The following is a 20,376-nucleotide window of genomic DNA, read 5'->3' as shown; positions in this document are numbered from 1 at the left end:
ATGTTAGCCGCTGCATGACCGCGCTGGAGCAAAAGAAGTTTATACGTAAAACGAGGAGTAGTATTAAGCTCCTTAAGCCGGAGGAAATGGCGGCAGCAACAGGTTTTGATAGTGAGTTTATTTATGGTCATGTTCTTATAGAGTAACGCTATGTCCGTATTTGAGTAGCTATATGTTACGGGTTTTTAATGAAAGAGTTACGATAAATGATCAGTGAATCGTATTCTCTTTTGGTTGGTTTTGTTAAACTGTTGGTGTAGTTGTTTTTTGGTTTGAATGTTGGTCGTCTAGAATGAAATTGCCACTTTCTAAAGCCCTCTCCATTGGAGAGGGCTGTTGGCATGGCTTGGGTAGCATGAAACCGCATGGCTGATTTGAGTTGGTAAAGTGTGTTAAAGTTAGTGCTGATAATCCCTTAAAGCGTCAATGTGGTGGCAAGAATGTTTTCCATCGCTACGGTCCAAGTATGAAAACTGGTCAGACATTTAAATAGCGAAAGGTGGCTTTGATAGAGCAGTAAGAAATCTTTTTTATAATTCGTGAAAACTCAATGTTTGTTATCTTTAGGGTTGGCGTTTTCAGTCAATTTTGATTGGGTGTTGTAAGTGATTGACGGGTTTGGTTAAGTTTTACTTTATTGAAACGTTAAAAATCGCTTAAGCGATGTTGGTTTAATCCACGTTATAAAGGCTGTGTTATGCCTTGCAGAGACGTATAAGTTAGCTACCTTGTTATGGCAATGACATTGGTCTGAAATTTAATCATACAAGGAGTGGATTAGATGACAGTCAGCAATCTATCTTTTCATAATGTGACCGCCCATAAGCATTACAGCGAGTTAGCGGATTCGCCCTCTTCGCAACATGCGAAATTTTATGACCCCTATCCATCGCGCTTGGCACAGCCTCCTCAAGCACTTTGGCAGGCGCGTCAGGACGGCGTTGTGAAAGGGCGTCACCTGTCAGGACCTTTAAGCGAACCTCAACTGGATGAATTTGAACGTAAAGGCTTTTTGTTTATCCCGAATCTGATTAGCGGTAGTGAGCTTGATGAGCTGCGTGCTGAGATGCAGGCACTTATGAGCACGGATGCTTACCGCGATAAAGACTTCAGTATTACTGAGCCTGAAAGTAACGAAATTCGTTCACTGTTTGCGGTACACCACCTTTCAGAACGCTTGGGCGCGCTGGCCAGAGATGAGCGCGTGGCGGGCGCCGCTCGGCAGGTGATTGGTGATGATCCTTATGTGCATCAGTCACGCATTAACTACAAGCCGGGGTTCGCCGGTAAGGGCTTTAACTGGCACTCGGATTTTGAGACCTGGCACGCTGAGGATGGTATGCCCGGCATGCATGCAGTGAGTGCGTCCTTGATCCTGACCGATAATCACGAATTTAACGGCCCGCTGATGCTGATTCCTGGCTCGCACAAGAAGTTTGTGCCCTGCATAGGGGAGACGCCAATGGATAACCATAAGCGTTCGTTGAAAGCGCAGGAAGTGGGCGTGCCAAGCCCTGAGGCACTCACTGAGCTGGTTGCCGAGCACGGTATTGAAGCGCCGAAAGGTAAGGCCGGTGGGCTATTGCTGTTTGATTGCAATACACTGCATGCCTCAAACGCTAACTTGTCGCCGGACCCGCGCAGTAACGTGTTCTTCGTCTTTAACCGCCCCGATAATCGCTGCCGCGAGCCATATGCGGCCCCGCAGCAGCGTCCGGACTTTCTGGCCCATGACCCAGGCCAAGAGTGGCGAGTCGATAAGTGATTGGGAGGATGAACGATAACCTCGTATTAGGTTGTGGAACATGCACATAGGTAGGGTAAACTGTTGCGTCTGTTGTTAAGAACGCGGCACGTATAATGAGAAGGAGAGTACCCGCCATGCGTCTTGTTCCACAATTTACTGACGGTCAGGCATTTCCCCATGCATTGGGCAAAGTCGTATGCGTTGGCCGCAACTATGCTGATCACGCGAAAGAGCTGGATAATCCCGTTCCCAGCGAGCCGCTGTTATTTATTAAGCCTGCGACGAGTGTCGTGGATATAGAGCAGCCGCTGAGCCCGCCTTTTTCTCAAGGCGATGTACACTACGAAACCGAACTGGCCCTGTTAGTTGGGGAAACCCTCACCCACGCGACGCCGGATGAAGCGGAACGTGCGATTGTGGGTATTGGTTTAGCGCTTGATTTAACGCTACGCGATGTACAAACGAAGCTGAAAGAGAAGGGCCACCCGTGGGAGATCGCCAAGGGTTTTGATGGGTCTTGCCCGCTATCCAGATTCCTGCCGCTAAGCCGAGTACCCAACTGGAATGCGCTGGCCTTTACGCTGGAGGTTGATGGTGAAGCGCGCCAGCATGGGGAAGGTTCGGATATGATCTTTGCGATTCCCTCGCTGGTCGCGGAAATGAGCCGTCATTTCACGCTTGAGCCGGGCGATGTCATTTTAACCGGCACCCCCGCCGGTGTCGGTGAGTTAACTCGAGGCACATCACTGCGCTTAACGCTGACCGGCGGTCTGGAAGTGACAACCACTGTTACTGAATAAGCCAGCGTTGCATAGTGAAAGCGCCCCTTGGTCTTCCAGGGGGGACGCTTTCTATTGGTGCTGAAAAGTAAGGCAAAAAAGTAAGGCGATAGCGTTACTCTAAATACGTATAGCCTTCCAGTCCTTCGTGCAGGCTTGCCGCAAAGCTTTCCTGCTCTTGCTCTGAGAAATCGCTATTGACGATCTGCTCAGTCAGCTTTTGCATAAGTTCCTTGGCGTCAAAGTTGACGTAGGCCAGTACATCGGCAACGGTGTCACCCGCCAGCGGATTGGAAAGCACCCACTCGCCGTGCTCGTTTAATGCGGCGTCAACCGAGTCGGTATCGCCGAACAGGTTATGCAAGTCACCCAGAATTTCTTGATACGCCCCCACCAGGAAAAAGCCTAGCCAGCGCTCATCTTCCGAGGGCCATTCGGGAAGGGGCAGGGTGCTTTCTACACCTTGTCCATCAACGTAGCTGTCGATACGTCCGTCTGAATCGCAGGTAATATCTTGAATGACAGCACGGCGCGTTGGGGTTTGATTCAACCCGCTTAATGGCAGTACCGGGAAGATCTGCTCAATGCCCCACACATCAGGCACCGACTGGAACAGCGAGAAGTTAACAAATAGCTTGTCAGCCAGCTTCTCGGCCAGCTCGTCCATAATTTCGCGGTGTGCACGATTACGAGTATCCAGCTGGCTGCGCAAACGCGCACAGGCGGCCAAATACAGGCGCTCGCCTTCGGCACGGGCATTGATATCGCTCAGGCCCAGCACAAACCTGTCCTGTAACTCGCTTACTGCCTGCAAGAGGTCATGCCAGGCCTCGACCAGCATGCGCGGCTCCTGAGGCGTGGCAAGCTGGTCGAACACGCGCCACAGGGCATCAACCTGTATATCGTCCTGAGGCGCCTTCTCGGGCGGCGTATCATCAATGCGCTCTTCGCCAATCACGTTGGTAATAAGCACCGCGTGATGGGCCGTCAATGCTCGGCCCGATTCGCTGATTAAATGGGGCTGAGGTAAATGGGACTCTTCGCACAGCTGAGCAAAGGCGCTCACCACGTTACGGGCATATTCACGCATCGAGTAGTTGGCAGAGCAGTAACTGCGCGAGCGAGTGCCTTCATAGTCAATGCCCAAGCCGCCGCCCACATCGACCGTATCAATGGGCGCACCCAGAGTGATGAGGTTTTCATAAAAACGGGCGCACTCACGCAGGCCGCGCTGAATGTCGCGAATATTGGCGATCTGCGAGCCCAAGTGGAAATGCACCAGCTGCAGGCTTGCCAAGGCGTCCTGGGCGCGCAGCGTTTCCACCACCTCCAGAATTTGGCTGGCAGTCAGGCCGAACTTGGATTTTTCACCGCCGGTGTTCTGCCACTTGCCCTTGCCCACCGAGGCAAGCCGGGCGCGCAGGCCAATACGTGGAGTGACGTCAAGCTCCCGGGCCTCTTCCATGATCATCGCAAGCTCTGAGAGCTTTTCCACGACCAGGTAAACACGGTGGCCAAGCTTCTCACCCAGCAGGGCAAGACGCACGTACTCACGGTCCTTGTAACCGTTACACACGATCAGCGATGACCCGCCGCCCGAGAGAGCAAGCACGGCAAGAAGCTCGGGCTTGCTGCCCGCTTCCAGGCCTACTCGGCCATTACCGCGCTCGGAAGTCGCCAGAATTTCCTCGACCACGCGGCGCTGTTGGTTAACCTTAATGGGATAAACTGCGGTGTAGCCGCCCTGGTAGTCAATATCACTCATGGCGGCATCAAAAGCGCCGCACAGCTGTTCAACCCGGTCGTGCAGAATATCGCTAAAGCGCACCAGAACAGGCAAGCGTAGGCCCGCCTCCTGCAACTGAATAACCAGCTCACGCAGGGGCAGGGTAGGGCCTTCGGCGTCGCTGCCCAAGGGGCGCACCAGCGCTTGGCCGTGGTCGTCTACATCAAAGTAGCCGCTGCCCCATTGGTCGATATTCCATGTGCGGCGAGCACTTAGTGCTGACCCACTTTGCGTTGCACTCATAAGTCAGCCTCAGGAAGAGGTAAGGCGCCATACGCAATGCGCGCGTTTAAGATGGTATGAAAACGCTCGGGGTCGTGAGGTGTTAAATCGTGAGCCGGTGGGTCAACGTAGACGACCAGCAGGCGCGATAACCAATAGCGTAGCGCCGTCATGCGCAGCATTATCGGCCATACGTCACGCTCCTCGTGGGTGAGTGGTCGGCGTGCCAGGTAAGCCCCCAGCAAGGCATTATAGCGCTCTGCATTGAGCGTGCCGTCTTCATTTGATGCCCAATCGTTAATCACGATGGCGAGATCAAACAGTAGGTCACCAGTACAGCCATTATAAAAATCAATGATGCCGCCAAGCTGGTCGCCATCGAACAGCGTGTTGTCACGAAACAGGTCACCATGGATAGCCCCTTGGGGTAGCTTGGCGTACTGACTGAAGGCGCTTTCAAAATCCTCGACTTCGTTTTTCATTAATGCCTGATCATCAGGGCTTAAGTACGCCAATACTTTATGGTGCATGGCCTGTAGCCAGTGCAAGTCGCGGGGGTTCGGGCGATGGCCGGAGAAGTGCTGTGAGATTACATGCAAACGCCCCAGCGTATCCCCAAGCGCCCGGCACTGCGCCAGGTTAGGGGCGACGGGATGACGGCCCGGCATACGCGGAAATAGCAGGGCCGGTTTATCCGCCAGGCTGTGCAGTGCAATGCCATCGCGGTCATGAACCGGGCCTGGCACTGGCAAACGGTGTTCATCCAGGTAGTCCAGCAGGTCGACGAAGAACGGCAGCTCTTCATGTTCACCTTGTTCAAACAGGGTGAGCACCAGTTCTCGGCGCTGCGTGGTAACAAAAAACGTTGAATTTTCGGTGCCGCCCGCGACTCCTTGCAGAGACACAAAGCCACCAACATCAAAGTTGTCTAAAAACGTAGCGACCTGTGCGTCGCTAAGCGGGGTGAATACAGCCATGAAAGTCTCGCCCAGGTTGCTAAGCTGATTATTGTAGCGGCTTGCTGGCTGAGTTGGCAGCGTTGTTAAGCGCTTAAGCGTATTTGTATCCACCAGTTTATTTCAGCCGCTGGCGCTTAGCGCGTATCATGACCCTATACTTTTTTTGCAATGGATATTGGTTATGGCCCGTGCCCCGATCGTGCTCGTCGATGGTTCCTCGTACTTGTATCGTGCCTTCCACGCGCTGCCGCCGTTAACAACCTCTAATGGCCAACCGACGGGAGCCGTTAAGGGCGTGCTGAACATGCTCAAACGGCTCATAAAGGATTATCCGCAAAGCCCGATGGCGGTGGTGTTTGATGCGCCGGGCAAAACCTTCCGTGATGAGCTTTACGAGGACTACAAGGCGCATCGCCCACCGATGCCGGATGATTTACGCAGCCAGGTTGCCCTACTGCATGCCTGCGTAAAGGCGCTTGGCTTGCCGCTTTTATGCATTGACGGTGTGGAGGCGGATGACGTGATAGGTACGTTAGCGCACCGTGCCACGCAGGCGGGTCGGGATGCAGTGATCTCCACCGGCGATAAGGATATGGCGCAGCTGGTGAATGCGCATATCACGCTGGTTAATACCATGAAAGATGAAACCCTGGATGAGGCTGGTGTGGAAGGCAAGTTTGGTTTGCCGCCTGCTCTGATTATCGATTACCTCGCCTTGATGGGCGATAAGGTCGATAATATCCCGGGCGTGCCGGGCGTGGGCGAAAAAACCGCCTTGGGACTGCTGCAGGGAATGGGCGGCGGGCTGGACACCATTTACGGGGATTTAGAGCGGGTTAAAACGCTCTCGTTTCGTGGGGCCAAAACGTTATCCAAAAAGCTTGAAGAGCACCGGGAGCAGGCCTATCTCTCCTATCAGCTTGCCACCATCAAAGTCGACTGCGATCTGCCGGTTGGGCTGGATAATTTAGATATTGCGCACCCGGATCGCGAACAGCTGGTTGCGCTTTATAAAGAGCTTGAATTCAGGCAGTGGCTGGCTGAACTGCTGGAGGGAAAAGATGAAGGCGTGGATGACGTAAAAGGCGGTGAACCGGTACCTGAGAATGCTGAGGAAACCAGTGATGCGCAGTCAGCCAGCCCTCAAGAGCGCCAGGACCATGTCATCGTTGAGCAACGCGAACTGGACGCTTGGCTCAAGCGCTTAAAAAGCGCCAAGCGGTTCTGTTTTGATCTGGAAACGACCAGCCTGAATTACATGGAAGCCGAAATTGTGGGAATTGGCCTGGCGCTCGACGCCGGTGAGGCGGCCTATATTCCGCTGGCCCACGACTATTTGGATGCTCCCGCTCAGTTGGATAGAGCCCAGGTTTTAGCGGCGCTTAAGCCGCTGTTCGAAGATCAAAAGACCATCAAGATTGGCCAGAATCTCAAGTACGATATTTCTGTATTGGCCAACTACGACATTATCGTTGCTGGAACGCTGGCCGATACCATGCTGGCCTCTTATGTACTGAATTCCACGGCGACGCGCCACGACATGGATTCGCTGGCACTTAAGTACCTGGGCGAGAAAACCACCTCGTTTGAAGAGATCGCTGGTAAAGGCGCCAAGCAGCTGACCTTCAACCAGATAGCGTTAGAGCAGGCAGCACCTTATGCCTGTGAAGATGTGGATATTACCCTGCGCTTGTACGATGTGTTGCGCCCGCAGGTAGATAAAGAGGGGCGCCTGGCCCAGGTGCTGGATCACCTGGAGCTGCCGCTGATCAAGGTGATTTCCCGCATTGAGCGTAACGGCGTGGCGATAGATGCTGAGCGCTTACACGCGCAGAGCCAACAGCTGGATAAGCGCATTCGTGAACTGGAAATTGAAGCGTTTGACTTGGCCGGGCGTGAGTTTAATCTTGGCTCGCCCAAGCAGTTAGGCGAAATTCTGTTTAATGAGCTGAAGATCCCTGTTCTCAAGAAAACACCCAAAGGCGCGCCGTCAACGGCCGAAGCGGTGCTTGAGGAGCTGGCGCTGGATTACCCGCTGCCCAAGGTCATCATGGAGCATCGCGGGCTTTCCAAGTTGAAGTCCACCTACACCGATAAGCTGCCGCGCTTGATCAACAAGGCAAATAACCGGGTACACACCAGTTATCACCAGGCGGTCACCGCCACCGGTCGTCTCTCTTCATCGGACCCGAACCTGCAGAACATCCCCATTCGCACCGAAGAGGGGCGCAAGATTCGTCAGGCGTTCATTGCCCGGCCCGGCTATCGCATTGTTGCCGCTGACTACTCGCAGATCGAGCTGCGCATCATGGCGCACCTTTCAGAAGACAAGGGCCTGCTGGAAGCGTTTGCCGAGAATCGCGATATCCACACGGCCACTGCCGCGGAAGTCTTCGGCACCGCGCTGGACAAAGTGTCCAGTGATCAGCGGCGTAGTGCTAAAGCGATTAACTTCGGGCTGATTTACGGTATGAGCGCGTGGGGCCTTGCGCGCCAGCTGCATATCGAGCGCAATCAGGCGCAAACCTATATCGACCGCTACTTTGACCGCTACCCAGGCGTGGCTCGCTATATGGACCGGATTCGCACCCAGGCCGCGGAAGATGGGTTTGTGGAAACCGTGCTGGGGCGCCGCCTGTACCTGCCGGAAATCCACTCGCAAAACCGCAACCGCCGTCAGGGCGCTGAGCGTACCGCGATCAACGCGCCCATGCAGGGCACCGCCGCGGATATCATCAAACAGGCCATGATCGACGTGGACGCTTGGCTTGCAGAGGGCGAGTTCGATGCGCTGATGGTCATGCAAGTACATGATGAACTGGTGTTTGAGGTGAAAGAAGAGCAGGTGGAAGCGTTTATTGGTGAAGTGCAAACGCGTATGCAAGCCGCCGCCGAGCTTAAAGTACCGCTGATTGTTGAAGCCGAAAGCGGGGTTAATTGGGATGAAGCGCATTAAAAAGTAAATAGTGCTCACATGAAAACGGCCCGCCAAATGGCGGGCCGTTTTGTATGCGTGGGGAGGGCTTAGCGCCAGCCGACGCGGTCAAAAATACGAATGGCTTCGGGGTTATTCTCACCCAGCACATTAATATTCAGCTCATCCTTTTTGAAGTCACCCCATGACTCTAATACCGGGTCTTTCTTGACACCGTCGACGACCGGGAACTCATAGTTACGCTCGGCGAAGATTTCCTGGGCGCCGTCAGATGATAAGAACTCCAGGAATTTAATGCCGTTTTCCGGGTTTTGCGCATTGGCTACCAGGCCTGCACCGCCAACGTTAACGTGGGTGCCACGGTCGTTCTGGTTGGGGAAAATTACTCCCACCTTGCGCGCTGCTTCACGGTCAGACTCGTTGTCGGAATGGAGCATGCGAACATAGTAGTAGTGGTTGGCAACGGCCAAGTTACACTCGCCACTGGCGACCCCAAGAATCTGGTCGGTATCACCACCTTCCGGGTTACGTGCCAGGTTGTTAACCACGCCCTGGGCCCACTCTTCTGCACCCTCTTCACCGTGATGCTCAATCATGGAGGCAAGCAGCGACTGGTTATAGATGTTGTTGGAGGAGCGAATGCACAACTGGCCTTCAAACCGAGGATCGGCTAAATCTTCGTAGCTTTCGATCTGGCTGGGGTCGAAGTTATCGCGGTTATAGAAAATTACCCGTGCACGCTGGCTAAAGCCAAACCATAAATTGTCAGGCTGGCGCATTGACTCCGGCAGACGCTCGCTCAGTACCTCAGAATCCACGCTTTGGAACAGGCCGTCCTGCTCGGCGCGCCATAAACGGCCCGCATCGACCGTCAGCATGACGTCGGCGGGGCTGGCAATGCCCTCACGCTGCATGCGCTCCATCAGTTGGTCGGAGTCGCCTTCCAGAACGTTCACTTCGATGCCCGTCTCGTCGGTGAACGCTTTATAGAGGATTTCATCCGAATCGTAGTGGCGGGCAGAGTAAATGTTAACCGCATCGGCAAGTGCTGTACTTGATACAGCAGCGCCCGCAAGAATGGCGGCGATAGAGACTGAAAGACGTGTTGTTTTCATATAGTTAGCGTCCTAAATGATTATGAGAATAAGTTGCATTAAGTTTTAGTATTGAATACTTTCGCAGTACCCGCGTCAAGGGAAAAAAGAACAAGGTGTTCGTGGTTGTGCAACCCTGCGTGCATATCAAGCGAATGAAAAATACAATGGTGTTGATATTCAACGCAGCCTGCCTAGCAGCACGCCAAAAGTGCTGGCTAAGTGAGACGCTGATTAAATGAGGTAATGGTGACATTATGGCAGTAACCGTATCAGCTCCCGATAACGCCACGTTACAGGCGCTTTCGCTACACGATGTCCACCATACGTATGCAGCAAACCAAGTGGTGAAAGGTGTCTCGTTAGAGATTTCCCCTGGAGAAGTCGTGTGCCTGCTGGGGCCATCGGGATGCGGTAAAACCACGCTATTACGTATTGCCGCAGGGCTGGAAGCCCTTCAACAAGGTAGCGTTAGCCTGGAAGGGCAGGCCGTCGCATCACCTGGCCAGCGTCACCTTCCGCCGGAAAAGCGTAATGTCGGCCTGGCATTTCAGGACTCGGCGCTTTTCCCTCACTTAAGTGTGCTGGAAAACGTCACCTTTGGGCTCAAACAGATGCCCGCGCGCCAGCGCCGCGAACGCGCGATGGAGCTGTTGACTCAGTTGGGGATGGCGGATTACATCGATACCTACCCGCACATGCTGTCTGGCGGGCAACAGCAGCGCGTCGCCTTGGCCCGGGCGCTTGCGCCAACACCCAAGTTGATGCTACTCGACGAACCCTTTTCAAGCCTGGATGCACGGCTGCGTGACCGCATTCGTGACGATACGCTGCACGTGTTGAAGAAGCTTGGGTCAGCCACGTTACTGGTGACCCACGACCCGGAAGAAGCCATGTTTATGGCCGACCGAATTGCCCTCATGCGCGATGGCCGAATTATTCAAACGGGCACGCCGCGCGAGCTTTATTGCACGCCGGTCGACCCGTTTGTGGTGACCTTTTTTGGTGAAGTAAATGAACTCAGCGGCACGGTTAAGCAGGGCCGTGTGCAGACTCCGGTAGGTGAAATAGATGCCAGCTGGCTGCCCGAAGGCAGTAAGGCGCGGATTATGATTCGCCCTGAGGCGCTGCGGCTTCAGGAACGCGACTTGCCCGCAGCCGCCCACCGCCATAGCCACGTGGTCATGGCAAAGCTACTCGGGCGTTCTAGCCTCATTCATTTGTGCGCCCACGGGGCTGATGGCCAGGAGGCGCATCTACATGCCCGCGTGCCCGGCGTCTTTCTACCCCAGGAGGGCCAGCCGATTGATATCGACCTGGACCACTCTCAGGTGTTTGTTTTTCAGGATGAAGCCTAGGTAGACTTATTGAGCATGGCTGCCGGGCCGCGCCCGGCGCATGGCCAGGCTAAGCAGAATCACCGGCAAGATGCCGACCACCACAATAGCCAGCGACGCGGTGGAGGCCTCAGCCAAGCGCTCATCAGATGCCAGGCTATAAGCACGCACCGCCAGGGTGTCGAAGTTGAACGGCCGTAGGATAATCGTCGCGGGCAGCTCCTTCATTACATCCACAAACACGAGAATTCCGGCGGCCAGCAGGCTGCTACGCATCAGCGGCGTATGAATACGGCGCAGCGTGCCACCTGCGGTTTGGCCCAAAGTGCGCGAGGCGGCGTCCATATTGGGGGTAACTTTGCCCAGGCTTGCCTCAACCGCATTAAACGACACGGCCAAAAAGCGCACGACATAGGCATAAATTAAAATAAACGCTGAGCCGCTAAACACCAGGCCGATAATTTTTCCGTAGTGGGCGTGTAGCCACGTATTCAGCGTGCTATCCAGCCAGGCAAAGGGAATCAAGATACCTACCGCGACCACCGAGCCGGGAATGGCATAGCCCATCGCGGCGATTCGGGTAAATAGCCGGGCCCCGGGTGAGTTATGTAGCCTGACGCTATAACTCAACAGCACCGCCAGGCCCACGGCAATCAGCGCCGCGACCATGGCAAGGCTTAAGCTGTTGGTAGCGAAGCGGATAAAGCGCGTGCCCAGCAGGGCGTCGCCCTGCTGAATGGCAAGGTTCAGCAAAATGCCGCTGGGCAATAAAAAACCAATCACAATAGGCAGCAAGCAGGCGAGCGTTGCGCCGAGGGCGCGCCAACCGTGCAGGCGATACTCGGGCAACTGCTGGTAGCGGTTGGTGGTATGAAAATAGCGCCGCTTCCCGCGCGAGAAGCGCTCTAGCAGCACCAGTACAATCACGAATGTCAGCAAACAGGCGGCTAGCTGAGCGGCTGCCACGGGCTCGCCCAGCCCAAACCAGGTGCGGTAAATGCCGGTGGTAAAGGTATCCACGCCAAAAAACTGCACCGCGCCAAACTCGTTGAGGGTTTCCATCAGCACCAGCGAAACGCCACCCACCAGGGCGGGGCGCGCCAGCGGCAGGGCAACGCTTGCAAACAGATGCCAGGGGCCGCGACCCAGCGTGCGCCCTACATCGAGTACGCATACCGATTGCTCAAGAAAGGAGGCGCGGGCGAGCAAATAAACGTAGGGATACAGCACAAACGTGATCAGCGTCGCGGCGCCGCCTAACGAGCGCACGTTGGGGAAATAGTAGTCGCCGTATTGCCAGTCAAACCACCCGCGCAGCGCACTCTGTAGCGGCCCCGCCACCTGCAAAAAATCCGTGTAAGCGTAGGCGATGACATAGGTCGGCACCGCCAGCGGTAATAAAAGTGCCCACTCGAAGATTCGTTTGCCTGGGAAGCGACACATCACCACCAGCCAGGCGCTACCGGCGCCCAGGATTAACGTGCCCAGCCCCACCCAGAGCACAAGCCAAAAGGTATTCGACAGATAGCGGCTCAACACGGTGCTCGCCAGGTGCTGCCAGACGCCTTCCGTCGGCACAAAGATATAGCTCAAGACAACCAGAATCGGCAATGCCACCGTCAGCGCAATCAAGAACAACGCACATGACCAGGGTGTGAGTGATAGCCTAAAACGGGATATACCGTCAGCGAGTAGCGCCAATCGTGAACGGCGAGCGGGAATGGGCACGTCGTTGTCTCCTAAGACGAGGCTGGCAGGCTGACTCGTCAATGCGAAAAAATAACAGCTGTAAATGGTATCACTTGAGTGAAGGAGTGTGGCTCATCAATATCGAGCAATGTCTGTTGAATAGGCAAAAAATCCGGCATCCAATGAAGAATACCGGATTTTCTTAGAGTCTTCGGTCATAACCGAACAGCATTACGCCTAAGAGCGGGGTGGCCGGTTAATAGCCGACCATCAAGCTGGGTAAGCCTGTGACGAGCCAGGGGAAAGAGGCCATCAGCAAGCAGGCCAACAGGATAAGCGCCACAAACGGCACCACGGCTTTATACAGATCGACAATCTCCACACCGGGCGGAGCTACGCCTTTCAGGTAGAACAGGGCATAGCCAAACGGTGGGGTAAGAAACGAAGTTTGCAGCACCACAGCCACCATGACGACAAACCACAGCGGATCAATGCCCATCTGCTGGATGATCGGCAGCATGATGGGAAAGCTCAGCAGTACGATGCCGGTCCAGTCCAGGAACATACCCAGCACAAATACCAGCAGCAGCATCATGATCAACGCGCCGGTATTGCCGCCGGGCATGGCCAGCAGCAGATCCTGAATAACCTGCATGCCGCCACCGCGCGAGAACACGCCGGTAAACGCGGTCGCGCCGACCAGCACCAGCATTACCATGGTGGTGGTTTTACCCGCCTCCAACAGCGTTCTAAAGCAAGTGGATAGCCTCCTGTCACCAAAGATTAAAAACAAAATGAATGCGATAAAAACGCCAATTGCTGAGGCTTCTGTGGCGGTGGCAATCCCGGTAAACAGCGCGCCAAGTACCCCAAGGATTAGCGACATGGGCGGCACCACGTACTTGCCCAGCATGATTAAAAGCTGCCGGGTGCTAACTTCCGCGCGTTCCTCCTTGGGCACTGGCGGGCCGTAAGACGGTTTAAAGTGGCAGATCAGCAGTACGTAAAGTGCATACATAGCGCCCAGCATTAACCCTGGCACCATGGCGCCCGCAAACAGTGCACCTACCGATACCGGCGAGTAGCTGGCCATCAGGATCAGCATGATGCTGGGCGGAATCAAAATGCCCAAACAGCCACTGGCCATGATTACGCCTGCGCTTAGCTCCTTGTTATAGCCGTACTTGAGCATCGGCACTAAGGCGATCATACCCATTACCGCAATGGACGCGCCAACAATGCCGGTCGTCGCGGCCAAGAGTACCGAAACAATTACCACGGTCAGCGCCAATCCGCCACGTAGGTTGGCCAGCAGCAGGCGCATGGCATCAAACATTCGCTCGGTAACCCCGGAGTCGTTTAGAAAGCGCGCCATGAGTATAAAAAGCGGTATCGCCACGAGTACGTAGTTATCCATGGCGTTACCATAGATATTATTGATCAGCGTGCCCAACACCCGCTCTCCGGGGCCTAAAAACGCGCCAATCACTGCTACACCACCTAACACAAATGCCAGTGGGTGGCCCATGAAAAGTCCCACTAGCAGGCCGCCAAACATCACCAGGGCGAGTAATTCAGGACTCAGGTTCATGCCGGAGCCTCCTGACGCAACTGTATAATAGCGCGCAGTACAATAGCGATGGCCTGCAGGAGCAGCAGCACTGCCGCCAGCACAATCACGCCTTTAATGGGATACACCGGAATCGACACCATGCCGTAGGTGGTTTCGCCGCGGCTAAAAGCGCGCTCGAAAAACAGCCATCCGTACTTGAGCAGCATCCAGATAAAGGGCACAAAGAAAATCAAATACCCGAATAGAGTGAGCAGCGCCTGCTTTTTGCGCGATAACAGGCGCTTTAAAACGTCGACTTCTACATGAACGTGGTGGCGCAGACCATAAGCCGCCATCAGCATGAAGTGCGCCCCAAACAGCATTTTGGTGATATCAAATGCCCAGTCGCTGGGTCGGCCAAACAGGAAGCGCGAGGTAATGTCATAAAGCACGATAAGGGTAATGACGGCGATCAAGGGGGCTATCAGGCGTCCAAAGGCTTCGTTAATCGTATCAATGGCCTGGGCAATCGCATTCATGAAAGATCTCCGATCAGCACAACAAACGCCCCGGCATGGCCGAGGCGAAACATGAGCGCCTTACAGGCAGGCTTCGATCTCTTCCAATGACGGCAAATTATCCATGGTTCGGCTCATGTTGAAGGGGGCGGAAACGTCACGCCATGTCGCATAATCCTGCAAATAGGTAATCATGGAGTGATAGACCTTGGCATGATCGGGATTTTCACAGGCGCCTTGCACGATCACCTGATTGGTCACTTCCTGAATGCGTGCAAGATCTTCTTCTGAAAACTGGTTAATGGTCACCCCAGCATCAATAAACTGCTGGGTAGCCGCGTTGGACTCAAATTCAGACCAGGCCAGCGACCAAGCCATTGTGGCATCCGCGGCGATACGTAATTTCTCTTGGGTTTCCTCGGAAAGTGCATCCCAAGCATCTTTATTAATCATTACGCCAAAGACGCTGGCCGACTGATGCCAGCCCGGCGTGGCCCAGTTATCGGCGACTTCGGCGAAGCCTGCATTGTAGTCAACACCGGGTGTTGAGAACTCACCAGCGTCAATCACTCCGCGCTCTATCGCCTGGTAAATTTCGCCCCCTGCAAGCGTTACTTGAGAGCCACCCAGCTGTTCCAGTACGCGCCCTTGGTCACGGCCTGAAAGACGCAAACGCTTGCCCTCAAGGTCAGCAATACTTGCAATGGGGGTACGGCCCATAAATCCGGACTCGTTGTTAGTAATACCGTAGGGCAGATACATCATGTTGAACTGGCCATAAATATCTTCATAGAGTTCACGCCCGCCCCATTGCTGAATCCAGTTAAGGTAATCAACGCCGTTAAATAGGCTTGTAGTAGTGGCTAGTGGTGAAAAAGCAGGATTTAAGCCTGCCCAGTAACCTGGCCAATCGCCTGCAGCTTCTATGCTGCCGGTTTCAGTCGCATCAAACACTTCGGTGCCAGGCATCAGAGTGCCTCCGGCCCGGAAACTAATTTGTAGTTCATCACCTGCCAATTTATTCACCAGCTCAACCCAATGCTGGTCAATCTTGATGAGATCAAGGTTGTCAGGCCATGTGGAAGTCATTGTCCACTGCTCTTGTGCTTGTGCTGTCGTAGCGAGTGCGGCTAACGTCACGCTTGCCGCCAGACTGGTAAGGCTGAATCGAGTGATCATTTTCATGTTATTTTTCCTGGTTGGCATAAGGCATTGTTAGTATTTGTTACCGTGATGCAGGAAAGCGTAGCTAAGAAGTTGACGCGTACGTAAAGTGGCGATGCTTCAAGAGTAAGTTAGCATACTCTCCCCGCTGCGGCGCAATATCAGTAAGCCAAGTAAATAAACACTAAATTTTTCGATTATTAAGACAATATTTAATTTTAAATCAATTGCTTGCTGTTCTTGTTTCACATTTTTGTAAAACGTGTTGAGGCTATAAACGTTGAAAATAGATATTTTGCTCAACCAAAGTCTTAACCAAGGGGCGTGTGCCAGGAGTCGCGATGCTAGGGTTGTCATCGCCAGCCAGATTGACGAGAACGTTAAGCATGATTAGTGAGCGGCCAGTTCAAACGCTAGTTGCCCATTCCAGGCGGCTGGAGAGGAGGCGTTGGCGTCAACTGGTATGGCTAACCGGTAGGCCTTGCGAATGCCGTGCCCACGCGCATCGGCTGTGGCAGGCTGCTAACTGGACAGCACCTTTATGGGTCGCTCATCAGGCCGATGATGTGCCCGTTGCGCCCTGGATAACGCCCCGTAAGGCGCGCACGCGTTTAGGTGCAGAGCATCAGCTCATCGTGCTGGATGCCAGTGGCGAGGCGGGCTTTGATCCTGACGCGCTAGGCGCGCTGGCAGGCACGTTGACAGCGGGAGGCTTGCTGGTGCTTATTACTCCCAAGCCTTGGGGCCGTCATCCGGACCCGGATTACGCGCGTTTTGCTGACCACCCTTGGCACTGGGAGCAGTTAACGTCGCACTATCTGGCGCGATTGGCTCGCCTGCTTTATGAGCGTACAGATGTCATCCCTTGGCATGCCCCTGGAGTGCCAAAGCTTCCCCGTTTACCCGCCAGCACGAATTGTCCACAGAGCGTTAGCGATAGCGCGTGTCTCACGGCGGATCAATCGGCTATCGTTGCCCAGCTTGTACGTTTGAAGCGCCGCCGCCCAGTGGTGATTACCGCTGATCGTGGGCGGGGTAAAAGTGCCGCGCTTGGGATCGCTTGCGCACGCCTTTTAGAAAATGGAACCTCGAATATCATTGTGACAGCTCCCAGGTTAAGCGCCGTGGAGAGTCTGTTCGCTCGGCTTGAAGCCCTGTGCCCTGACGGAGCGCGCATCGCCCCAGGGCGCTTTCAACTCGCAGATAACCGCGAGCTGAGCTTTTTGCCCCCGGATGTACTGACCGAGCACGTTGCGGCCAAACAGTTGGGAGGCGATGGCAGCTATTTAATGGTGGATGAAGCCGCGGCGATTCCTGCTGCCTTGTTAGGCCAGTGGCTGGCGGCGTTTCCGCGTATTGCGTTTGCGACCACCGTTGATGGCTACGAAGGTTCAGGGCGAGGGTTTGCCTTGCGCTTTAAAGACGTATTGACCCGGCTGACGCCGCAATGGAAAGCCTTGACGCTGGACACCCCCATTCGCTGGAGTGCCGGTGATCCTCTTGAAGCCGCGATCAACCGGTTGCTGCTACTCAAGGCGCCTTTGCCAGCCTTGGGGCAACGTGACAATTACGCGGATAACTCATATACACTCGAACGTGCCTGCCTTGCCCAGGAGGAAGCTGCTCTTGAAGCGCTGTTTGGCCTGTTGGTGCAGTCTCACTACCGGACCTCTCCAAGTGACGTGCGTCAGCTGTTAGACGGACCCGGAACCACGCTGCGTCTACTGGGGCACAAACATGCCCCTCAAGCGGTTCTGGTGGCACGAGAAGAGGGCGGTTTTGATGCCTCGCTTGCCGAGCAAGTCGCACGGGGCGAGCGCCGCCCGCAAGGGCATTTGATGGCGCAGTCGCTGGCCGCCCACATGGGCAGCCGTACAGCACTGACCGCCCGTTGGCGGCGTGTCGTGCGTATCGCCACTCATCCAGAGCGCCGCCGGGAAGGCCTGGGGCAACAGCTTATTGCCGAGGATGTTCAGGAGGCCGCGCAGCAAGGCATTGCGCTTTATGGCGCCACCTTCGGCGCCGAAGCGTCGCTACTACGCTTCTGGCTTGCCCAAGGGTTTCAGCCCGTGCGGCTGGGCATCACCCGTGAAGCGGCTACCGGGGAATTTGCGGTGATGGTTGCCAAAGCGCTGAACGTTGAGGGGCGCGCGGTACTGCATTCGTTAACGGCAGGGTTCAGCGCAGCGCTGCCCAGCTTGCTGGCCTTTGAATTAACCACGCTGCCCGCCGAGGTAGTCACACTGTTACTACGCGGGCTGCCTTCTGCACCGCTAACCGCAAAGGAGCGCCAAGCCATCAACGATGTCGCCTATGCGCATCGTGACCCGGCGCTGGCGCGACCTGCGCTACAAGCACTGGCGCGAGAAGCCAGCCACGTGCCCTCATCAGGCATGGCAACCGCGCATCACCAACTGGCGGCGTGGGCCTTTCAAAACCAACCTTTAGCCGCTGCGCATAATGCGTCCGTTCGTGCACTACGCCAAGCGGTGGGGCAGGTGGCGTCAATGCATGCTTTTCCCTCGTCGCCTTGAGGAGTAAAGTGGGTCGGTTACCGATAATGAAGAGCTTTTATGAACGCACATTTAGACGCGTTAACGCCGCCTATCGTTTGGCGCCATTTTCGTACGCTGTGTAATACGCCGCGCCCTTCTGGCCAGGAAGCTGCGTTGGTCGCGATACTAGAAGCCTGGGCCGATGCTCAAGGGCTTGCTCACGACCGCGATAGTTTTGGCAATTTACGCATTTGTAAGCCGGCATCACCTGGCTGCGAACACGCCCCTGGGGTTATTTTGCAGGGCCATCTGGATATGGTGGCCCAGGCCAATGCAGATAGCACCCATGATTTTTCGCGTGATCCAATAAGCACCTATGTAGCCGATGGCTGGTTGCACGCCGATGGCACAACGCTTGGTGCGGACAACGGAATGGGCGTAGCGGCTATTCTTGCCGTACTTGAGGATGCAGAGCTTACCCATGGTCCGCTTGAAGCGCTGTTTACTCTGGAAGAAGAGACCTCAATGGGAGGCGCGCTGAACCTGGCAGAGAACTGGCTGAAAGGCTCATTGCTGCTTAACCTGGACAGTGAAGACCGCGGTGAAGTGTATATCGGCTGCGCGGGCGGTGGCGATGTGGTGGTGGATGCCCAGCTACCCGTTGCCAAGCTACGCGACGATGAGCAACTGGTCGAGATTGCACTGACAGGCCTTAAAGGCGGCCATTCAGGCATGGATATCCACAAGCCGCTGGGCAATGCCAATCGCCTGCTGGTGCGTGCGCTGCGTACCCTTGAAGGGTTTGATGGGCGGCTGGTTAGCTACCACGGCGGTACGCTGCGTAATGCGATTCCTCGTGAAGCGTTTGCTCAGCTGGCCTTGCCCGCTGACGAAGTGGATGCCGCCTTCGACGCGCTAAAAGCGCTGGAAAGTACCCTGCGTGCCGAGCTTGGCAGTGGCGATAGCGGTCTGGTGCTGACGGCAACGCGTGCGGTGAATAATGTGTCAGTAGACCCGCTAACCCTGGACGCCAGTGCCATGTTGGTGGCCGCGCTTCACGCAGCGCCCTGCGGCGTCGAGCGCATGAGCGCTGATGTGCCCGGTGTTGTTGAAACGTCCAATAATCTGGGCGTACTCAGCCTGGAAGAGGGGCGTTTGCATCTATGTGCGCTGGTACGCTCCTTGCACGATACCGCAATGATCGCTTTGGCCGACCGCTTTGAGGCACTGTTTGGGTTGATTGGCGCACGTGTCCGTGTCGAGAATAGCTACCCCGGTTGGGCGCCGAATCCTGGCAGTGCGCTGTTAGCGATTTTTAACAAACGCCATGCCGCGCTGTTTGGGAAAGAGCCCGCTGTTAAGGTCATTCATGCGGGGCTTGAGTGCGGCATTCTGGGCAGTAAATATCCCCACCTGGATATGATCTCGTTTGGCCCGCTGATTCGTGGAGCTCACTCCCCGGATGAGCGGGTGGAGCTTGCATCGGTCGATGAGTTCTGGCGTATGCTGCGCGCGTTGATGGAAGACCTCGCTCAGAAAGGCTAGTCTCAGCTAAACAAAAACGGCACCGCGAGGGTGCCGTTTTTGCATCTATCGCTAAGAAGAGCGCTTATCACTTACCGAGATAGGCGTTCAGCATCCAGATGGTTTTTTCCTGCTCGCGAATGTAGTCGCTGGCTAGTGAGGCTGTCCCTTCATCATCAGCGTCAGAGGCGAGTGAGAGCACTTCGCGTTGAAGCTCAATCAGGACCTGGTATCCTTTGATAATGCCGTTAACGCAGGCTTTGCCGTCGTGTACGTCTTTATCTTCCTGAATATGCGAAAGCGTGGCGTAGTCACTGTAGGCATGTACCGGCTTGTGACTCAGGGTGAGGATACGCTCGGCGACTTCATCTACCTTGGTCAGCAGGTCCGTGTAAAACTCTTCAAACTTGGCGTGTAGTTCAAAAAAGTCGCTACCCTTCACGTTCCAGTGGTAGCCGCGCACGTTCATGTAAAAAATCTGATAGTTCGCCAGCAGGTGGTTGAGTTTCTCGGCAAGCTGGCTGGCACTGCCTTCATGAAGGCCGATGCTATTGGTATCGGTCATGCTGTCTCTC

14 protein-coding genes are annotated in these 20,376 nt (G+C 55.0%); 6 read left to right on the top strand and 8 right to left on the bottom strand.

Annotation, left to right across the window (positions count from 1 at the left end):
* The first annotated feature begins 781 nt into the window (after window positions 1–781).
* Both thpD and ACT3TJ_RS03070 read left to right on the top strand, forming a co-directional pair.
* Complete coding sequence (gene thpD, locus ACT3TJ_RS03075; RefSeq protein WP_444665443.1) at window positions 782–1,765, top strand: ectoine hydroxylase; 984 nt, start codon at window positions 782–784, stop codon at window positions 1,763–1,765.
* Between the two features lie 116 nt (window positions 1,766–1,881).
* On the top strand, window positions 1,882–2,547 hold the full coding sequence (locus ACT3TJ_RS03070; RefSeq protein WP_172117345.1) for a fumarylacetoacetate hydrolase family protein: 666 nt from the start codon (window positions 1,882–1,884) through the stop codon (window positions 2,545–2,547).
* Between the two features lie 94 nt (window positions 2,548–2,641).
* Here the strand turns inward: ACT3TJ_RS03070 and speA are convergent, their stop codons facing one another.
* Together speA and ACT3TJ_RS03060 are read right to left on the bottom strand one after the other, a co-directional pair.
* Entirely contained in the window at window positions 2,642–4,555 is a 1,914-nt protein-coding gene (gene speA, locus ACT3TJ_RS03065) for a biosynthetic arginine decarboxylase (RefSeq protein WP_444621474.1), read from the bottom strand.
* Window positions 4,552–5,511, bottom strand: a complete 960-nt coding sequence (locus tag ACT3TJ_RS03060) for a homoserine kinase (protein ID WP_172117347.1) — start codon at window positions 5,509–5,511, stop codon at window positions 4,552–4,554. The genes speA and ACT3TJ_RS03060 overlap by 4 nt, the downstream gene beginning before the upstream one ends.
* 163 nt (window positions 5,512–5,674) lie before the next feature.
* On the opposite strand from ACT3TJ_RS03060, the gene polA reads away from it, so the two are divergent.
* On the top strand, window positions 5,675–8,449 hold the full coding sequence (gene polA / locus ACT3TJ_RS03055; protein ID WP_444621475.1) for a DNA polymerase I: 2,775 nt from the start codon (window positions 5,675–5,677) through the stop codon (window positions 8,447–8,449).
* 68 nt (window positions 8,450–8,517) lie between these two features.
* Here polA and ACT3TJ_RS03050 read toward each other — a convergent pair whose 3' ends face one another.
* On the bottom strand, window positions 8,518–9,543 hold the full coding sequence (locus tag ACT3TJ_RS03050) for a Fe(3+) ABC transporter substrate-binding protein (RefSeq protein WP_444621476.1): 1,026 nt from the start codon (window positions 9,541–9,543) through the stop codon (window positions 8,518–8,520).
* A 236-nt stretch (window positions 9,544–9,779) separates the two neighbouring features.
* Here ACT3TJ_RS03050 and ACT3TJ_RS03045 point away from each other — a divergent pair, with 236 nt between their 5' ends.
* On the top strand, window positions 9,780–10,880 hold the full coding sequence (locus tag ACT3TJ_RS03045; RefSeq protein ID WP_444621477.1) for an ABC transporter ATP-binding protein: 1,101 nt from the start codon (window positions 9,780–9,782) through the stop codon (window positions 10,878–10,880).
* Between the two features lie 6 nt (window positions 10,881–10,886).
* On the opposite strand, the gene ACT3TJ_RS03040 is transcribed toward ACT3TJ_RS03045, so the two are convergent.
* From ACT3TJ_RS03040 to dctP, 4 genes are all read right to left on the bottom strand, one after another.
* Window positions 10,887–12,587: an ABC transporter permease gene (locus ACT3TJ_RS03040; protein WP_444621478.1), complete on the bottom strand. Its 1,701-nt coding sequence runs from the start codon at window positions 12,585–12,587 to the stop codon at window positions 10,887–10,889.
* 217 nt (window positions 12,588–12,804) lie between these two features.
* The gene (locus ACT3TJ_RS03035; RefSeq protein WP_193056822.1) at window positions 12,805–14,139 is read right to left on the bottom strand and encodes a TRAP transporter large permease; all 1,335 of its coding nucleotides are present in this window, start codon (window positions 14,137–14,139) and stop codon (window positions 12,805–12,807) included.
* Window positions 14,136–14,639, bottom strand: coding sequence for a TRAP transporter small permease subunit (locus ACT3TJ_RS03030; RefSeq protein ID WP_193056823.1), 504 nt, complete (start codon window positions 14,637–14,639; stop codon window positions 14,136–14,138). Before ACT3TJ_RS03030 ends, ACT3TJ_RS03035 begins: the two co-directional genes overlap by 4 nt.
* Before the next feature lie 60 nt (window positions 14,640–14,699).
* Window positions 14,700–15,803 carry a TRAP transporter substrate-binding protein DctP gene (gene dctP / locus ACT3TJ_RS03025; RefSeq protein ID WP_444621479.1) on the bottom strand — a complete coding sequence of 368 codons (1,104 nt, stop codon included), beginning with the start codon at window positions 15,801–15,803 and terminating at the stop codon, window positions 14,700–14,702.
* 365 nt (window positions 15,804–16,168) lie between these two features.
* Between dctP and ACT3TJ_RS03020 the strand changes: the two genes are divergently transcribed.
* Complete coding sequence (locus ACT3TJ_RS03020; protein WP_444621480.1) at window positions 16,169–18,316, top strand: tRNA(Met) cytidine acetyltransferase TmcA; 2,148 nt, start codon at window positions 16,169–16,171, stop codon at window positions 18,314–18,316.
* Window positions 18,317–18,355: 39 nt separating this feature from the next.
* Window positions 18,356–19,822, top strand: a complete 1,467-nt coding sequence (locus tag ACT3TJ_RS03015; RefSeq protein WP_444621481.1) for an aminoacyl-histidine dipeptidase — start codon at window positions 18,356–18,358, stop codon at window positions 19,820–19,822.
* Window positions 19,823–19,889: 67 nt separating this feature from the next.
* Here the strand turns inward: ACT3TJ_RS03015 and ACT3TJ_RS03010 are convergent, their stop codons facing one another.
* Window positions 19,890–20,366, bottom strand: a complete 477-nt coding sequence (locus ACT3TJ_RS03010) for a Dps family protein (protein WP_172117354.1) — start codon at window positions 20,364–20,366, stop codon at window positions 19,890–19,892.
* Window positions 20,367–20,376: the final 10 nt, after the last annotated feature.

Source organism: Halomonas sp. AOP30-A1-24, assembly GCF_052378165.1.
Classification (GTDB): Bacteria; Pseudomonadota; Gammaproteobacteria; order Pseudomonadales; family Halomonadaceae; genus Vreelandella; species Vreelandella citrativorans.
Note: the sequence above shows the minus strand (reverse complement) of the source record. Positions and strands in the feature narration are given on the sequence as shown.

Coding starts and splice junctions, on each gene's coding strand:
- thpD (WP_444665443.1), top strand. CDS start 782: ATGACAGTCAGCAATCTATCTTTTCATAATGTGACCGCCCATAAGCAT.
- ACT3TJ_RS03070 (WP_172117345.1), top strand. CDS start 1,882: ATGCGTCTTGTTCCACAATTTACTGACGGTCAGGCATTTCCCCATGCA.
- speA (WP_444621474.1), bottom strand. CDS start 4,555: ATGAGTGCAACGCAAAGTGGGTCAGCACTAAGTGCTCGCCGCACATGG.
- ACT3TJ_RS03060 (WP_172117347.1), bottom strand. CDS start 5,511: ATGGCTGTATTCACCCCGCTTAGCGACGCACAGGTCGCTACGTTTTTA.
- polA (WP_444621475.1), top strand. CDS start 5,675: ATGGCCCGTGCCCCGATCGTGCTCGTCGATGGTTCCTCGTACTTGTAT.
- ACT3TJ_RS03050 (WP_444621476.1), bottom strand. CDS start 9,543: ATGAAAACAACACGTCTTTCAGTCTCTATCGCCGCCATTCTTGCGGGC.
- ACT3TJ_RS03045 (WP_444621477.1), top strand. CDS start 9,780: ATGGCAGTAACCGTATCAGCTCCCGATAACGCCACGTTACAGGCGCTT.
- ACT3TJ_RS03035 (WP_193056822.1), bottom strand. CDS start 14,139: ATGAACCTGAGTCCTGAATTACTCGCCCTGGTGATGTTTGGCGGCCTG.
- ACT3TJ_RS03030 (WP_193056823.1), bottom strand. CDS start 14,639: ATGAATGCGATTGCCCAGGCCATTGATACGATTAACGAAGCCTTTGGA.
- dctP (WP_444621479.1), bottom strand. CDS start 15,803: ATGAAAATGATCACTCGATTCAGCCTTACCAGTCTGGCGGCAAGCGTG.
- ACT3TJ_RS03020 (WP_444621480.1), top strand. CDS start 16,169: ATGATTAGTGAGCGGCCAGTTCAAACGCTAGTTGCCCATTCCAGGCGG.
- ACT3TJ_RS03015 (WP_444621481.1), top strand. CDS start 18,356: ATGAACGCACATTTAGACGCGTTAACGCCGCCTATCGTTTGGCGCCAT.
- ACT3TJ_RS03010 (WP_172117354.1), bottom strand. CDS start 20,366: ATGACCGATACCAATAGCATCGGCCTTCATGAAGGCAGTGCCAGCCAG.